Annotated in this window: 17 protein-coding genes; 10 read left to right on the top strand and 7 right to left on the bottom strand. The window is 61.9% G+C overall.

Annotation, left to right across the window (positions count from 1 at the left end; all coding sequences use genetic code 11):
• Positions 1–20 precede the first annotated feature (20 nt).
• Both ACY9XZ_RS10230 and ACY9XZ_RS10225 read left to right on the top strand, forming a co-directional pair.
• The gene (locus tag ACY9XZ_RS10230) at positions 21–344 is read left to right on the top strand and encodes a DUF5827 family protein (protein ID WP_463456944.1); all 324 of its coding nucleotides are present in this window, start codon (positions 21–23) and stop codon (positions 342–344) included.
• Entirely contained in the window at positions 341–1,165 is an 825-nt protein-coding gene (locus tag ACY9XZ_RS10225; protein ID WP_463456943.1) for an ATPase, read from the top strand. The genes ACY9XZ_RS10230 and ACY9XZ_RS10225 overlap by 4 nt, the downstream gene beginning before the upstream one ends.
• A 23-nt stretch (positions 1,166–1,188) precedes the next feature.
• On the opposite strand, the gene ACY9XZ_RS10220 is transcribed toward ACY9XZ_RS10225, so the two are convergent.
• Positions 1,189–1,764, bottom strand: coding sequence for an MBL fold metallo-hydrolase (locus tag ACY9XZ_RS10220; RefSeq protein WP_463456942.1), 576 nt, complete (start codon positions 1,762–1,764; stop codon positions 1,189–1,191).
• Positions 1,765–1,875: 111 nt separating this feature from the next.
• Between ACY9XZ_RS10220 and ACY9XZ_RS10215 the strand changes: the two genes are divergently transcribed.
• The 5 genes from ACY9XZ_RS10215 (at position 1,876) to ACY9XZ_RS10195 (ending at position 4,863) form a co-directional block, all read left to right on the top strand.
• The gene (locus tag ACY9XZ_RS10215) at positions 1,876–2,460 is read left to right on the top strand and encodes a response regulator (RefSeq protein WP_463456941.1); all 585 of its coding nucleotides are present in this window, start codon (positions 1,876–1,878) and stop codon (positions 2,458–2,460) included.
• A gap of 10 nt (positions 2,461–2,470) precedes the next feature.
• Positions 2,471–3,130, top strand: coding sequence for an RAD55 family ATPase (locus ACY9XZ_RS10210; RefSeq protein WP_463456940.1), 660 nt, complete (start codon positions 2,471–2,473; stop codon positions 3,128–3,130).
• 78 nt (positions 3,131–3,208) lie between these two features.
• Positions 3,209–3,952, top strand: coding sequence for an FAD-dependent thymidylate synthase (gene thyX, locus ACY9XZ_RS10205; RefSeq protein WP_463456939.1), 744 nt, complete (start codon positions 3,209–3,211; stop codon positions 3,950–3,952).
• Positions 3,953–4,149: 197 nt separating this feature from the next.
• On the top strand, positions 4,150–4,323 hold the full coding sequence (locus tag ACY9XZ_RS10200; protein WP_463456938.1) for a DUF7556 family protein: 174 nt from the start codon (positions 4,150–4,152) through the stop codon (positions 4,321–4,323).
• 135 nt (positions 4,324–4,458) lie between these two features.
• On the top strand, positions 4,459–4,863 hold the full coding sequence (locus ACY9XZ_RS10195) for a translation initiation factor IF-2 subunit beta (protein WP_463456937.1): 405 nt from the start codon (positions 4,459–4,461) through the stop codon (positions 4,861–4,863).
• On the opposite strand, the gene ACY9XZ_RS10190 is transcribed toward ACY9XZ_RS10195, so the two are convergent.
• The 6 genes from ACY9XZ_RS10190 to ACY9XZ_RS10165 all read right to left on the bottom strand — a co-directional run bounded on the left by ACY9XZ_RS10190 (position 4,864) and on the right by ACY9XZ_RS10165 (position 8,259).
• Positions 4,864–5,043 (bottom strand): DUF7836 family putative zinc-binding protein, encoded by a 180-nt coding sequence (locus ACY9XZ_RS10190; protein ID WP_004515550.1) that lies wholly within the window; start codon positions 5,041–5,043, stop codon positions 4,864–4,866.
• Between the two features lie 73 nt (positions 5,044–5,116).
• A complete protein-coding gene (locus ACY9XZ_RS10185) occupies positions 5,117–6,088 on the bottom strand; it encodes a transcription initiation factor IIB (RefSeq protein WP_463456936.1) in 972 nt (323 codons plus the stop codon).
• A 479-nt stretch (positions 6,089–6,567) separates the two neighbouring features.
• Entirely contained in the window at positions 6,568–6,870 is a 303-nt protein-coding gene (locus ACY9XZ_RS10180; protein WP_463456935.1) for a hypothetical protein, read from the bottom strand.
• A 55-nt stretch (positions 6,871–6,925) separates the two neighbouring features.
• Positions 6,926–7,201 carry a winged helix-turn-helix domain-containing protein gene (locus ACY9XZ_RS10175; RefSeq protein WP_463456934.1) on the bottom strand — a complete coding sequence of 92 codons (276 nt, stop codon included), beginning with the start codon at positions 7,199–7,201 and terminating at the stop codon, positions 6,926–6,928.
• Positions 7,202–7,405: 204 nt separating this feature from the next.
• Positions 7,406–7,900 (bottom strand): fasciclin domain-containing protein, encoded by a 495-nt coding sequence (locus ACY9XZ_RS10170; RefSeq protein ID WP_463456933.1) that lies wholly within the window; start codon positions 7,898–7,900, stop codon positions 7,406–7,408.
• Positions 7,901–7,974: 74 nt separating this feature from the next.
• Positions 7,975–8,259 carry a DUF357 domain-containing protein gene (locus ACY9XZ_RS10165; protein ID WP_463456932.1) on the bottom strand — a complete coding sequence of 95 codons (285 nt, stop codon included), beginning with the start codon at positions 8,257–8,259 and terminating at the stop codon, positions 7,975–7,977.
• Between the two features lie 101 nt (positions 8,260–8,360).
• Between ACY9XZ_RS10165 and ACY9XZ_RS10160 the strand changes: the two genes are divergently transcribed.
• The 3 genes from ACY9XZ_RS10160 to ACY9XZ_RS10150 all read left to right on the top strand — a co-directional run bounded on the left by ACY9XZ_RS10160 (position 8,361) and on the right by ACY9XZ_RS10150 (position 12,897).
• Entirely contained in the window at positions 8,361–9,410 is a 1,050-nt protein-coding gene (locus ACY9XZ_RS10160; RefSeq protein WP_463456931.1) for an NAD(P)/FAD-dependent oxidoreductase, read from the top strand.
• A 400-nt stretch (positions 9,411–9,810) separates the two neighbouring features.
• A complete protein-coding gene (locus tag ACY9XZ_RS10155; protein ID WP_463456930.1) occupies positions 9,811–11,730 on the top strand; it encodes an Ig-like domain-containing protein in 1,920 nt (639 codons plus the stop codon).
• Positions 11,731–11,793: 63 nt separating this feature from the next.
• Complete coding sequence (locus ACY9XZ_RS10150) at positions 11,794–12,897, top strand: CARDB domain-containing protein (RefSeq protein WP_463456929.1); 1,104 nt, start codon at positions 11,794–11,796, stop codon at positions 12,895–12,897.
• Positions 12,898–12,939 lie beyond the last annotated feature (42 nt).

Genomic DNA, 12,939 nt, shown 5'->3' with positions numbered 1-12,939 from the left:
TAATCCGGCCCGGCGAGTAAATGGGTTCCGACCAGTTCGAGGGATTTACCCCCTCGCTCGGCATACCGCCGGGTATGCCTGTCGACAGAAGCGAGTTCGACGAGATCCTGTCGTTCGAACTCCACGAACCCGGTGACATCCTCGACCCCGACAAACTGTACACCATCCCGGAAATCGCTCGCCTCCTGCAGGGCCTCCCGGCGGACGCCGAACTCAGCGAGGCCAACGAGTCGGTGTTCATCGACTGGGCCATCCCGTGGATGATCTTCAACCAGGACGATCTGGTGATAGCCGACCCGCAGGACGACGACGTCGTCGGGCTGTACGGTCTCGCTGAGTCATGAAACTGCTCGTCGCCGGCAGCGACCGCGTCGACGCTGGCAAGACCACGTTCAGTGTCGGCCTGCTCGAGCGGACCAGCGCCCAGGGATTCAAACCCAGAGCGGGCAACAACTACTGGTTCGACCACGACGACTACGGGCGGGCGACCAGCGAGGGGCGGCTGTACGGCAAGGACGCAAAGCGCCTCGCCGCTGCGGCTCCGGGCGACGTGGCTCCGGAAGAGATCAATCCCATCCATCGGCTGTGGCACCCCTCGCCGGGGGCCGAGGCGGGACTGCTCGGGAAGGAGAATCAGCAGTTCGTCGTCGACCGGGTCGGCCGCCCGAGTTCCGAAACCGGCGTCGAGTACGTCGTCAACGGGACCGTCGATCTGCCCGACACTGTCGCCGAGCGGCTCCCGGTTTCCGACGCGCCCCGGGTCACGTCGATCCCGGATTTCAACGACCTGATGCGGGTGATGCACGTCGAAGCACTCGACTCGCTCGCCGCTGACATCGAGTCGACGGACCGGGCGGTCGTCGAGTCCTACGGCGACGTGGCCCGGCCGCTGTCGGGTATCGAACCGGACGCCGTGGCCGTCGTCGAACCGGGCCGAGCGCGCATCTACGACGGCGATCGATACAGCAAGGCCTGTCAGATCGCCACCGGCGGTCCCGGTGACGGGCAACTGGAGGAACGGGTGCCGAACGTCGTCGATCTCATCGAGCAGGCCGCCGCAGTGCGCCTGCCCGCTCTCGACAGCGAGCAGCGCAGTGACCCGGCGGCTGTGGCCGATGCGTACGACCACGCCTACGACGCCTTACTGGCCTGTGCGTTCGACTGAAAACTGTGCGCTTGGCCGCGCCCTCAGAACTTCGCGGCCTGCAGGGCCAGTTCGATGTCCTGGTACGGTGCGTCGGTGACACTCGGCCCGTGGCCGGTGTGCATCTCTTCTAGATCCTCGTCGACGACATCCAAGACGTGGCCGATGCTGTCGACGAGCAGGTCGCGGTCGCCTTCTTCGAGGTCAGTCCGCCCGAAACTCCCGTTAGCGAAAACGAGATCACCGGCGAACAGGACGCCCGCGGCCTCCGAGTAGAAGCAGAGATGGTCGTTCTTGTGGCCCGGCGTGTGCAGCGCCCGGTAATCGTGATCGCCCAACTGTATCGTCTCGTCGTCGGCGATAGCGTGCTCGACGCCGTCCTGATCGGTGTCGTAGCCGTACACCGGCACGTCGAAAGCGTCGACGACGCTGTCGAGGTTCTCGACGTGGTCGTAGTGCGTGTGGGTGACGGCGACAGCGTCGATATCGTCGACGTGTTCTTCGACGGCCGACACCACGTCGAACTCGTTGCCGACATCGACCAGCACGGTTCGGTCCCCGGTGACGAGGAACACGTTACTCGTGAAGGCCTGTTGCCCACGGGCGAGATTTCGGATCATTACCCGCCCATTGGCCGTCGTCCCGGATGTGGGTATCGTTCTGTCACGGCCGCAATCGCGCACCCACAGGGCTATGTATATGGATATGCAAACGAGGGATAGTAGAACATTATGTCAGATTCGGACCTACCTGTGGTGCTTATCGTCGAAGACGAACCAGATGTTGCCGAGACGTACAAACTGTGGCTGCAACAGGAGTACGAGGTCCGCATGGCACAGAACGGCGACGAGGGCCTGGAGCAACTGGACGCGGACGTCGACGTGGTGCTGCTCGACCGGATGATGCCGGGGCTGTCCGGCGACGAAGTACTGGAGCGCATCCGTGAGCGGGACCTGGGCTGTCGGGTGGCGATGGTCACCGCGGTCGAGCCGGACTTCGATATCCTGGAGATGGGCTTTGACGCCTACCTCTCGAAGCCCATCCGGAGCGAACAGCTCCACGAGACGGTCGACAATCTGCTCGACCGCTCGGAGTACGACTCGCTGCTACAGGAGTACTACGCGCTCGTCGAGAAGCAGGCGACGCTCGAAGCGACGAAATCGAGCGCGGAACTGGCGGAAAGCGACCAATATGACGAACTGAGCCAGAACATCGCGGAGATGCGAGACGACCTCTCGGAGACACTCGGTGGCATCGAAGACGACTCCGATTTCATCGCAACACTTCGCGGACTGAGCGACGATGAAGACAACTGAGCGACAAACAATGTATGATCTCACCTCAGTACTAGAGTTCGATGCGCTCAGTGAGGTCCGGCCAGGGTCCAGCATCCTGATCTCCGGGCCAGCAATGAGCGGGAAGGAACGGCTCGCATACGACGTGCTCGCCGACGGCCTTCGCAAGGGGGACGGCGCGGTGGTCGTGACGACCGGCGACGGCGCGGGCAGTGTCGTCGAGGAGTTCCGGTCGCTCGTTCCCGACCTCGACGACACGCAGCTCGGTGTCATCGACTGTCGTGGCGAGGGTGGTACAGACGAGGACGTAATCGGCAACGCTCACGCCCATCACGTCTCCTCGCCCGGGGACCTCACGGGCATCGGGATCGGCATCACGAAAGCACTGGAGGGACTGCACAACGCCGGCAACGAACAGGGCCGTCTGGCCCTCGTGTCGCTGTCGACGATGCTGACCTACACGGACAAAAAGACCGTATTCAAGTTCTGCCACGTGCTGTCCTCACGGCTGGACTCGGCGGGCTACATCGGCGTGTTCACTATCGATTCGGGAGCCCACGACAACCAGACGCTGCAGGTCATCAAGCAGGCCTTCGACGGAATGATCGACGTGCGCGACGCCGAGGGCGGCGGCCGCGAGGCCCGCGTGCTTGGGCTGGCCGGCGAGCCGACCGACTGGCAGGACATCTGATCACGCAGCCACAAGTAGTCCGAACGCTGTGCCGGCTCGGGAAGGAAGTATTTTGCCGCTCCGGGCCACCCACCCGATATGGACGTAAAGCTGCTCGAAGCGACAGACGACCCCGAGGATCTCATCTGCAAGGCAGCACGCAACGACTACAGCGACACCTCCGTCGGCAGCCAGTCGTTCGAAGCGACGATGGCTGAAGTCGAGGGGGACACCATTGACGATAAGAAGGAGACACTCATCGGGCATCTGCTCGACCACGGCCACTTCGGCCCCTTCGAACACGCGCAGGCGACCTTCGCGGTCGAAGGCGTCTCCCGCTCCTGTATGGCCCAGATCACCCGTCACCGCCACGTCTCCTTCGACGTGCAGTCGATGCGGTACGTCTCATTCGACGACATCGACCCCGAAGCCGTCCGCGAGGGTGAGCTAGTCGTGACACCGCCGTCGGCGACGGACCCGGACTGGGTCGGGCGGAACCAGCAGAAAGCGAGCGTCTCCGAGGCGGAGTTCGAGAAGCGAACGGAGATATTCAAAGACACTATCGAGCAGGCCGTCGAGTCCTACCAGGAACTGCTTGAGCTCGGAATGCCGCCGGAGGACGCTCGGTTCGTACTCCCAATCGGTACCAAAGTGAACATCGTGATGTCGATGAACGCACGGATGCTGATGCACGTCGCGGACATGCGAGCCGCGGCGGACGCACAGTGGGAGATCCGGGAGATGACCGAGGAGATGCTCGACCTGGCCGCGGACTGGTGTCCCAAGACCTTCGATTACTACGAGCGCGAGATGAAGGGACGCAAGAACCGGCTCGCACCCTGACACATCCGCCACGTCTCGCAGCGGTTCGGAATGGCCGTCTCTGGCCGTTCGCCCCGATGGTTGTTGAATCGGCACTGATACTCACAACGGAAATAACAAGACAGGCGTCGTTTCGTCAGGTACACAACCGCTACCGAAATATCAAAAGACGAAACGAGTACGACACATTCATTACAGCACATCCTAAATGAACAATCGTGTCTTACGAGGTTGAACGTCCCACCCGTCGGTCGGGAACTGCGTCTGATGTGATGTGTGCTGTCGACGACGTCGACGGCCAGCAGCGGTTCGTCGTCGCCGATATTGCCCACGACGACACCTGGATCTCGATGGTAGCGGACGAGACCTGTACACTTACCGCCTGGCGGTAGCGGACGACCGCCGGCTGATACGGATTGTCATAGATTATTTCCGGGTAGTGCCGACCCTGGGGTCGATACGGACCGGCAAATCGCCCCGACGATCCGTATGAAAAGTTTTTGTCGACTGCTCCGTGACGTAGGAGTATGGAATACGACGACATGCTTGACCGAGCGATGGAAGAGACACCCGAGATCGACGGCACAAGCGAACGCTTCGAGGTGCCGGATCCGGACGTGCGACAGGAGGGTAACGTCACCGTCTACGAGAACTTCCAGTCGACGTGTTCCCGGCTCGGACGCGAGGACGACCACGTGATGAAGTTCCTCCAGAACGACCTCGGGACGAGCGGTCACATCGACGAGAGCGGGCGGGCGCGCCTGACCGGCGAGTTCGACGCCGGCCGTATCGAGGCGTCTATCGACGACTACGTCGAGGAGTTCGTGCTCTGCTCGGAGTGTGGCCTGCCGGACACGCAGCTAGAACGGGAACAGGGGGCGCTGCTGCTCCGCTGTGAGGCGTGTGGCGCACGCTCGGCGACGAGCGAGTAGTTACTGCAGCCCTTTCAGCGTCTGCAGGTCGTTTTCCGTGCGGGTGAAAACGGCGAGCCGGTGGCTCGCGTGACAGTTCGGACAGTGAAACGTGGTGTCGTGTCGCGGCAAGTCTGTCGGCGTCGACTCCCAGTCTTTCTTACACTCAGGACAGAGCAATCGCACGTACGCTTCCTCCATGTATGTTACTCACACACATGGCCAATGATAAAAAGCCTTGGCGTCTCCCCATCGGTCTGCCTGCATCCGGACGTCAGGCCGGAAGGTCGTCGGCTTCGAGGAGTTCTTTGTACCGGTTTCGGATCGTCACTTCGGAGATGTCAGCCACGTCGCTGACCTGGCTCTGGGTGACCTTCTCGTTTGTCAGCAACGCGGCGGCGTAGACGGCCGCGGCGGCGATGCCGACCGGCGACTTGCCGGAGAGCATGCCCGACTGGCGTGCGCCCTCGACGAGGTCACGGGCCTGTCGCTGCGTTTCCTCGCTGAGATCGAGGTCGGAGATGAACCGCGGGAGGTAGTGTTCCGGGTCCGCCGGCTGGACTTCGAGGCTGAGCTCCCGGACGATGTACCGGTAGGTCCGTGTGAGCTCCATCTTCTCGACGCGGGAGACGCGGGCCATCTCGTCGAGCGACCGGGGGTTCCCGGCCATGCGAGCGGCCGCGTACAGCGCGGAGGTCGCGACGCCCTCGATGGACCGGCCCGGGAGCAGGTCGTCACCGAGCGCGCGGCGGTAGATGACGCTGGCCGTCTCGCGGACGTTCTGGGGAAGCCCCAGTGCGGAGGCCATCCGGTCGATTTCGCCCAGCGCCTGCTTGAGATTGCGCTCCTTGGAGTCGCGGGTGCGGAACCGCTCGTTCCAGGTCCGGAGCCGCTGCATCTTCTGGCGCTGCTCGCTGGAGAGCGAGCGCCCGTAGGCGTCCTTGTTCTGCCACCCGATGTTCGTCGAGAGGCCCTTGTCGTGCATCATGTTCGTCGTCGGCGCGCCGACGCGGGACTTGCGGTCCTTCTCGGCGGAGTTGAACGCCCGCCATTCCGGCCCGTGGTCGATCTCGTCCTCTTCGACGACCAGACCACAGTCCTCACAGACGGTTTCGCCGTGTTCGGTGTCCGTAACGACGTTACCGCTACATTCCGGACAGGTCTCTACAGCCTCTTGTTCGCTCGACTGTTCGGTTATCTGCTCGTCTCGTTCTCGCGTGCTCGTTCGCGTTGTTGATTCACTCATGATTGGGAGTTCCGTTCTGCCGGGTGCAGAAATTTTAAGACCGTTTGGGGAAACTGTCTTACCCTATAGTTAGTCCGTAAAGTATATAAATCTTTCGCCGATTTTCCACTGGAATCGCCAGACAGCGCTGTGATAAGAGATGGCATGCCTCGAAGTTCCGCTATATAACCTTGGTGGTCGTCGCCACCCTTCGTGCGCAACGCATATATGGGGGATTGCAGCGCCGTGTGACTCCGTTGATGCGCCGACGAACGACCAGCCCTCGCCTCGATACGACCGCTCTGGAGCGGCCGGGAACGTCGAGTGTGTCCCGGAGTTACCGGGTCAGCGGGAGTCACCGTATGGTTCCGCACATCGTGGGGGAGTGATGAGATATAAAAAACGATGTTACCAGTCGAGACAATTTGCCTTCAATTACCTACCAGATACGTACATCGGCGCGATGACAGCTCCTGTTCGAGGGGTATCGCGGTGACCGCTCAATCGAGTGAAATCCACGCCAAAAATACCAGCCCGCCGAGTTCCAGTACGGCGACGAGCGTCATCGCGCGGCCGGCAACAGGGGCGGCGCTTCGCAACAACACGGCGACCTGCGGGTCGAGCACGTAGTAGTAGACGGACAGACAGTTCTCCGCGAGCAACAGGAGCCCGAAGACAGTCAGTCCGAGCGCGTGTTTCGAACGCACCGCCAGGTAGTTCCGGGCCCAGACCGACAGCAGCACGAGCAACACGACGACGTTGAGCGCAGAGGCCACACTCGCCGCGGTCATCCAGACTGCCATCTGTGCCCCCCTATGCCGGCCCGTTGTAAGATTCCGTTGCCGTTTTCAGCCATTGTCACTCTATCTCCGCGATGATTTCCTCGATGGTGTCCCAGTACTGTTCGGTCCTGTCCGTCAGCGTGTAGACGGAGCCGTAGTCGCCGCCGGTGTTGTCGATCACACCGTTGTCCATCAGCACGTCGAGGTGATGGCGAACCGTCTTGTAGTCGAGGTCGAGGTCCTCCGCCAGTTGGTTGGCGTTCCGGGGCCGCTGCTTGAGGGCCGTGAGGATACGGGCTCTGTTCGGCCCCCCGCGGGTCCCGGAGAGAACGTACCAGAGGACACCCTCCATCAATCCCTCAGACTCTCCGGGCGTACGTATATCCACTGGCCGATAGCATGATAACTGCCTACGAACGCAACTGCGGTAGCTATCCGTCAGCGGAGAGCATTGGGGACCCGAGTCGACCCGGCCGCGGTCGGACAAGGTACTCTTCGGAGGGCGGCAGTTCTGGCCGGCCGTCACGCACGAACGCAGGGTGTGGTGTGCGCCGGGTTAGGGCAGCAACACGCCGTCGATGGCGTGGACGAAGCCGTTGGAGGCCTCGATATCCGTGGTGACGATGTCGGCCTGATCGCCGTTGAGGTCGGTCCCGGCTACGTCGATTTTCGCCCCGTTGAGTGTCGGGAGCTCTGCCGAGGTAGTGATTGATTCCGCGTCGCGACGACCCGGTATCACGTGATACGTGAGGACGTTGAGGAGGAACTCGTCGTCGACCTCGTCGACGTTGTCGACAGTGATTCCTGCAGCGTTGAACGCATCATCAGTCGGCGCAAACACCGTCAACTGTCGGTTCCCGCTCAGCGTATCGACAAGCCCCGCTTCCTGCACTGCGGCCACCAGCACGTCGAATCCATCGGCGTCGATGGCGACGTCGACAATCGTGTCGCCCTTACTCGGCGGCTTGGCACTCGCGGCACCGACGCCACCGACCGCGACTGCTGTTCCGGCACCGATACTCCGCAGGACACTGCGTCTGGTCTCTTTCATGGAAACCCAGCAGATTCGGAGGACTGTTGACACTTAACCGATTGCCGAACTGAGACCCAAATTAGGCCATAGTTTCAGACAGTGAACAGGTGCCCCTCGGTCGGCACGTCGAAGAGGCCGATGCGTGCGCCCGCGTCCAGCCACGCGTGCCCGTAGGAGAACGACGCCAGGGCGTTGACCGGATCGTCGTCGGCCCTGAAGTGACGCCCGTCCTCCAAGTACGACGCCGCCATCTCCTCACATTCCAGGGCGGCGTCGTGCATCGGCGTCCCGTCTGGCGGTGCGATCGTTGCCGCGTCGAGCGCCTCCGCGAGCAGTCCCTCGTAGCGATCTGTCTTCTCTTCGAGGTCGGCGGCCATACCCCCAGCCAGCGCCGGCAGCGGCCTAAGCGTGTCGTCCCGGTGCGAGTTCGGCGCACGACAACACAAGCTAAATACGGGCCGATAGTCTAATTTGACCAATGACCGAATCCGTCGAACACCGACGACTCATCGTCGCTGGCACGGGCGCAGCGGGACTGACAGCGGCCATCTACGCTGCCAGAAGCAACAACGACCCACTCGTTCTGGAAGGCGACGAACCGGGCGGGCAGCTCACGCTGACCAGCGAGGTCGAGAACTTCCCCGGCTTCCCGGAGGGGCTCTCCGGACCGGACCTCATCAACAACATGAAAGAGCAGGCCGAACGGTTCGGGACGGAAATCGAACACGGTATCGTCGCCGAAATCGACGACAGCGAGCGGCCGTTCCGCGTGGAACTGTCAAACGGCGACGTCTACACCTGCGACGCCTTCATCGCCGCCTCCGGGGCCAGCGCCCGGACGCTGGGCGTGCCCGGCGAGGACGACCTGATGGGCTACGGCGTCTCGACGTGTGCGACCTGCGACGGCGCGTTCTTCCGCGACGAGGACATGCTCGTCGTCGGCGGCGGCGACGCGGCCATGGAGGAGGCCCACTTCCTCACGAAGTTCGCCGACACCGTCTACATCGCACACCGCCGCGAGGAGTTCCGCGCGGAGGATTACTGGATCGACCGCGTCCAGAAGAAGGTCGAGGCGGGCGAGATCGAGATCATGCGAAACACCGAGTTGCTGGAGATCCACGGCTCCCCCGAAGAGGGCGTCGACCACGTCACGCTCGCACGGAACGAGGAGGGCTATCCCAGCGAGAACCTCGACGACCCCGACACCGAGACGTTCGACTTCGACGTGGGCGCCGTCTTCATGGCCATCGGCCACACGCCCAACACCGGCTACCTCGAAGACACCGGTGTCGAACTCGACGACACCGGCTACATCGTCGCGAAGGGGGGCAAAGGCGGCGGGCAGACCGCCACCGACGTCGACGGCATCTTCGGGGCGGGCGACGTGGTCGACTACCATTACCAGCAGGCCGTAACCGCCGCCGGGATGGGCTGTAAAGCCGCCATCGACGCCGACGAGTACCTCGAATCCGAGGCCGAGGCCGCCGCAGAGGCGGAGTCCGAGGCCGCTGCGGAAGCCGACGACTGACGGCCACCGGACACACCGAAACACCCGCCACTGAGGAGTCACCTTTTGGAGACACGCTCGGGAGCCACCGCAACGACGACTGTTCAGTACCACTGCCAAGCAGCGGGGTTCGAACTGTCGAATCACCGACTCGGCTGTAGAGGCAAAAAGTCGTTTTGGTTATTTAGAATGATAATATCAGCCCAAGGTATTAGTCACATACCTCAGAAAGTGCACTTAGACAAGCCAGCAATCCGGAAGGGGCGGTGTGCGGTGACGAAAATCTCATCGAGGGTCCCGGTGCTGTAAGCCGAGAAAACTGAGGGTTTAGTTGTATTGACTGCGCACACGCGGTCCAGTAGCCGCAACACCTTCCCACAGGTGAAACGCCCACCATTCAGAACTGGCGAATGTAATAAATATGACTGGTTCCACGGCACGCACACGAACACGGGCGATTGGATTATCAGTACTGTTACTGGTCGCAGTGTTTGCGACGACCGTCACGTTCTCCGCGACCGTCAGCGCGGCGGTCAACAGTTCGACGTTCGAAGTCACTGACGACCCGGTGACACCGGACGGCGAGATTACGGTGGAAGGGAACGTCGACTCCACAGGCGATGTCACGTTCCTCATCCAGGACCCGGCAGACGACGATATCGCCACGGTGACGAAGTCGGTATCAGAAGATTTCTCGGTCACTCTCGATCTGAGTACGATGGACTTCGGCGACGGACTCGACGCCGGGGAGGCGACGATCTCCGCTGACAAGGGATCCGGCTTCACATCCGCCGAGGCATCCACTACGTTCACCGTCGACAACGAGTATCCCACGGCCAACATCGACTCGCCCTCCGATGGAGCGAACCTGACCAGTGCCGAGACGATTACAGGAAGCGCTAGCGACGACAACAGCATCGAGAGCGTGGAGATATCGATTAAGAACGACGATGGCGAGTACTACGACGGCTCCGACTGGCAGGAGTCAGAACAGTGGGTCAGCGTCTCCGGAACGGCTGACTGGAGTTATGATACGACTGATAACGGCATCAGCGAGGACGACTCCTACACCGCGACGGTTCGTGTGACGGACGCAGCGGGACAGACCCGGTCGTACTCTGCGGGCCCACCGACGCCGAACGGGAACACGCTGCAGGTTGATTACACGGTTGACACGACGGAGCCGGACGTGTCCAACGTCGTCGTGACTGAGAAAAACGGCGACGATACTGTCAAAGTCGGAGATACCGTCGAAGTATCGGCTGACGTAACTGATAACGAGGCCGGCGTCGAGACGGTGACCGTCGACGCTTCACCCCTTGGTGGCGACGAATCGCTGACGCTGTCGCACGCATCCGGTGACACCTACTACGACTCCTTCACGGTCTCGGACCCCCCAGAGAGCGACGGCGACGTTTCGCTGACTCTGACCGCGACTGATGGCTTCGGCACGACGGCGACCGCAACCGACTCGGTGACACTGGAAACCGAAATCGCGTCTGTCGACACTCTCACCGTTCAGCAGGACTTCGTCGGCGTAGTCGAGGACACGAACACGTCGGTACGGGTGACGGCATCGGGCGTCCGTGACGCACAGGGGAACCTCATCGCCAGTGGCGATGCGAACACCGAGAACGCTGACATCAAAATCGCCGATACGACGTACACAGTCGATGTAGACGACGGCGCTATCGACGGCCGGATTGATCCGACGAAAATCGCGGACGACGCGTCGACTGGCGAAACCACCGTCGAGGTAGTCCAGGCCGACAGCAGTTCGGACACGGATACGCTGACGCTGGTTCACGAAGCCAACGGGCTGGACGAAGGATATCAGGTCGAAGGCACCCCGATGGACGCGGAGGACGTCGTCTTCCAGGACGTCAGTGATGTGACCACGTACGATCCCACCGCTGACAACTCGAAGTGGGTCTCGCCGGCAGAGAAGCAGGCAGGCGAGGGGTACTACGTCTACGGTGAGTCGTCGAGTGCACGCGTGGGCTACACGTACAGCCAGACCGGCCAGTTACGCTCAGGATACCTACACGAAGGGTACAACCTCGTCGCCGCAACGCCAGACATGAACACGGAGTCAGCGGTCGACGTGACTGATGACCTCGGCGACGGCGTCAGTGTCGGCAGCGACGTCACGGTGTACGTCCGCGATGAGAGTGTGGACCTCACGGACCCATCCGGTGACGCTGACACATCGGCGTTTACCGAAGTCACGGATGGCACGAAGGATGTCAGCGAGTACGAGGGATACTTCGTCTACGTGGAGTCCGGAGCAGAGATCCGAACGGTCGAGGAAGCCGGGTACGACCCGAGCGAAGGGAGCTAAGCAGCCAGAAATGCAAACGAACGCAATGCTCTCGTCGCTGGCCAGTTGCTGGTGGACTTCGCTATGACGCTCGGGTGGGGACGGTTCGACCCACGACGAGGGGCCGCCATCGCCCTTTTCGTGGGGTTCGCAGTTGCTACCGGAGCCAGTGTCGGACTCTCGTTCGCTCAGACAGCCGCGCCAAACGCGTACTACGGGACCGTGGAATCTAACACCGGAACGCAAGCGCCGGAGGGAACGACCATCGTGGCTGTCGCGAACGGCGAAGTACAGGACTCGATAACAGTCGAGACTGCTGGCGAGTACGGCGGTTCAGAGCCTACTGCGGACAAATTACGGGTCAGTAGCGATATTGATTCAACAGTCACGTTCCACGTCGACAGCGCGGACGGTCCAGAGGCCGCGGAGACCGATCCCGATCCGGAGGGTGAGGTCGAGCAACTGGACCTTACGTTCCCGGGTGGGACGTTCGGCGGGGCCACACCGACGCCGACACCGACAGAGACGGAAACGCCAACCGAGACGGCGACCGCAACTGCCACAGCAACTGAAACCGCTACGTCGACAGAAACGGCCACTGATACCCCGACGGAAACCGCTGTCGAGACACAGACAGCGGCTCCAACACAGACCGACGCCACTGGAGAGACGACAGCATCCGATCCAGCGCTAACAGCGGATTCGTCCGCTGACGCTACCGAATCAGCAGGCACCCAAGCAACGTCGAGCACGGATACGGAGTCCACAACCGTGACAGCCACTGGTGGGCGTAGCCAGGGCGACCGCTTTCGCGTCACGGACGCCGAACTGAACAGGACAGAGGCACCGCCCGGAGGGACCGTAGCCGTCAACGCAACCGTCAGAAACGACGGGAATAACACTGTGAGCCGACTAGTAGCGCTCTCAGTCGACGGAACCCCGGTTCAGGAGCAGAACATCACGCTGCAGAGTGGTGCCACAGAACAGATCGAGTTTCTGTACCGTCCGAACCAGACCGGCGAGTTCACCCTTACAGTCGGTTTCACCACGGCTGGAACGCTCACCGTCGGCGAAAGCGGCGGTCTGGTTCCGTGGAGACTGCTCAAAACGGTCGCCCTTTACCTCGGTGCGACGGTCGCTGTAATCTATGGCGTTTTGAAGGGGCTCGCGATTTACTTGGGGTACTGAATCCCACTGTCGGCCCCACATCCACAGACCCTTTAGGATAGC

The organism is Haloarcula sp. HT12, assembly GCF_055271655.1.
This window is presented reverse-complemented; position numbering and strand designations above follow the sequence as displayed.

Excerpts from the sequence above, each read along its gene's own strand:
- ACY9XZ_RS10230 (WP_463456944.1), top strand. The coding sequence starts at position 21 with ATGGGTTCCGACCAGTTCGAGGGATTTACCCCCTCGCTCGGCATACCG.
- ACY9XZ_RS10225 (WP_463456943.1), top strand. The coding sequence starts at position 341 with ATGAAACTGCTCGTCGCCGGCAGCGACCGCGTCGACGCTGGCAAGACC.
- ACY9XZ_RS10220 (WP_463456942.1), bottom strand. The coding sequence starts at position 1,764 with ATGATCCGAAATCTCGCCCGTGGGCAACAGGCCTTCACGAGTAACGTG.
- ACY9XZ_RS10215 (WP_463456941.1), top strand. The coding sequence starts at position 1,876 with ATGTCAGATTCGGACCTACCTGTGGTGCTTATCGTCGAAGACGAACCA.
- ACY9XZ_RS10210 (WP_463456940.1), top strand. The coding sequence starts at position 2,471 with ATGTATGATCTCACCTCAGTACTAGAGTTCGATGCGCTCAGTGAGGTC.
- thyX (WP_463456939.1), top strand. The coding sequence starts at position 3,209 with ATGGACGTAAAGCTGCTCGAAGCGACAGACGACCCCGAGGATCTCATC.
- ACY9XZ_RS10195 (WP_463456937.1), top strand. The coding sequence starts at position 4,459 with ATGGAATACGACGACATGCTTGACCGAGCGATGGAAGAGACACCCGAG.
- ACY9XZ_RS10190 (WP_004515550.1), bottom strand. The coding sequence starts at position 5,043 with ATGGAGGAAGCGTACGTGCGATTGCTCTGTCCTGAGTGTAAGAAAGAC.
- ACY9XZ_RS10185 (WP_463456936.1), bottom strand. The coding sequence starts at position 6,088 with ATGAGTGAATCAACAACGCGAACGAGCACGCGAGAACGAGACGAGCAG.
- ACY9XZ_RS10180 (WP_463456935.1), bottom strand. The coding sequence starts at position 6,870 with ATGGCAGTCTGGATGACCGCGGCGAGTGTGGCCTCTGCGCTCAACGTC.
- ACY9XZ_RS10175 (WP_463456934.1), bottom strand. The coding sequence starts at position 7,201 with ATGGAGGGTGTCCTCTGGTACGTTCTCTCCGGGACCCGCGGGGGGCCG.
- ACY9XZ_RS10170 (WP_463456933.1), bottom strand. The coding sequence starts at position 7,900 with ATGAAAGAGACCAGACGCAGTGTCCTGCGGAGTATCGGTGCCGGAACA.
- ACY9XZ_RS10165 (WP_463456932.1), bottom strand. The coding sequence starts at position 8,259 with ATGGCCGCCGACCTCGAAGAGAAGACAGATCGCTACGAGGGACTGCTC.
- ACY9XZ_RS10160 (WP_463456931.1), top strand. The coding sequence starts at position 8,361 with ATGACCGAATCCGTCGAACACCGACGACTCATCGTCGCTGGCACGGGC.
- ACY9XZ_RS10155 (WP_463456930.1), top strand. The coding sequence starts at position 9,811 with ATGACTGGTTCCACGGCACGCACACGAACACGGGCGATTGGATTATCA.
- ACY9XZ_RS10150 (WP_463456929.1), top strand. The coding sequence starts at position 11,794 with ATGACGCTCGGGTGGGGACGGTTCGACCCACGACGAGGGGCCGCCATC.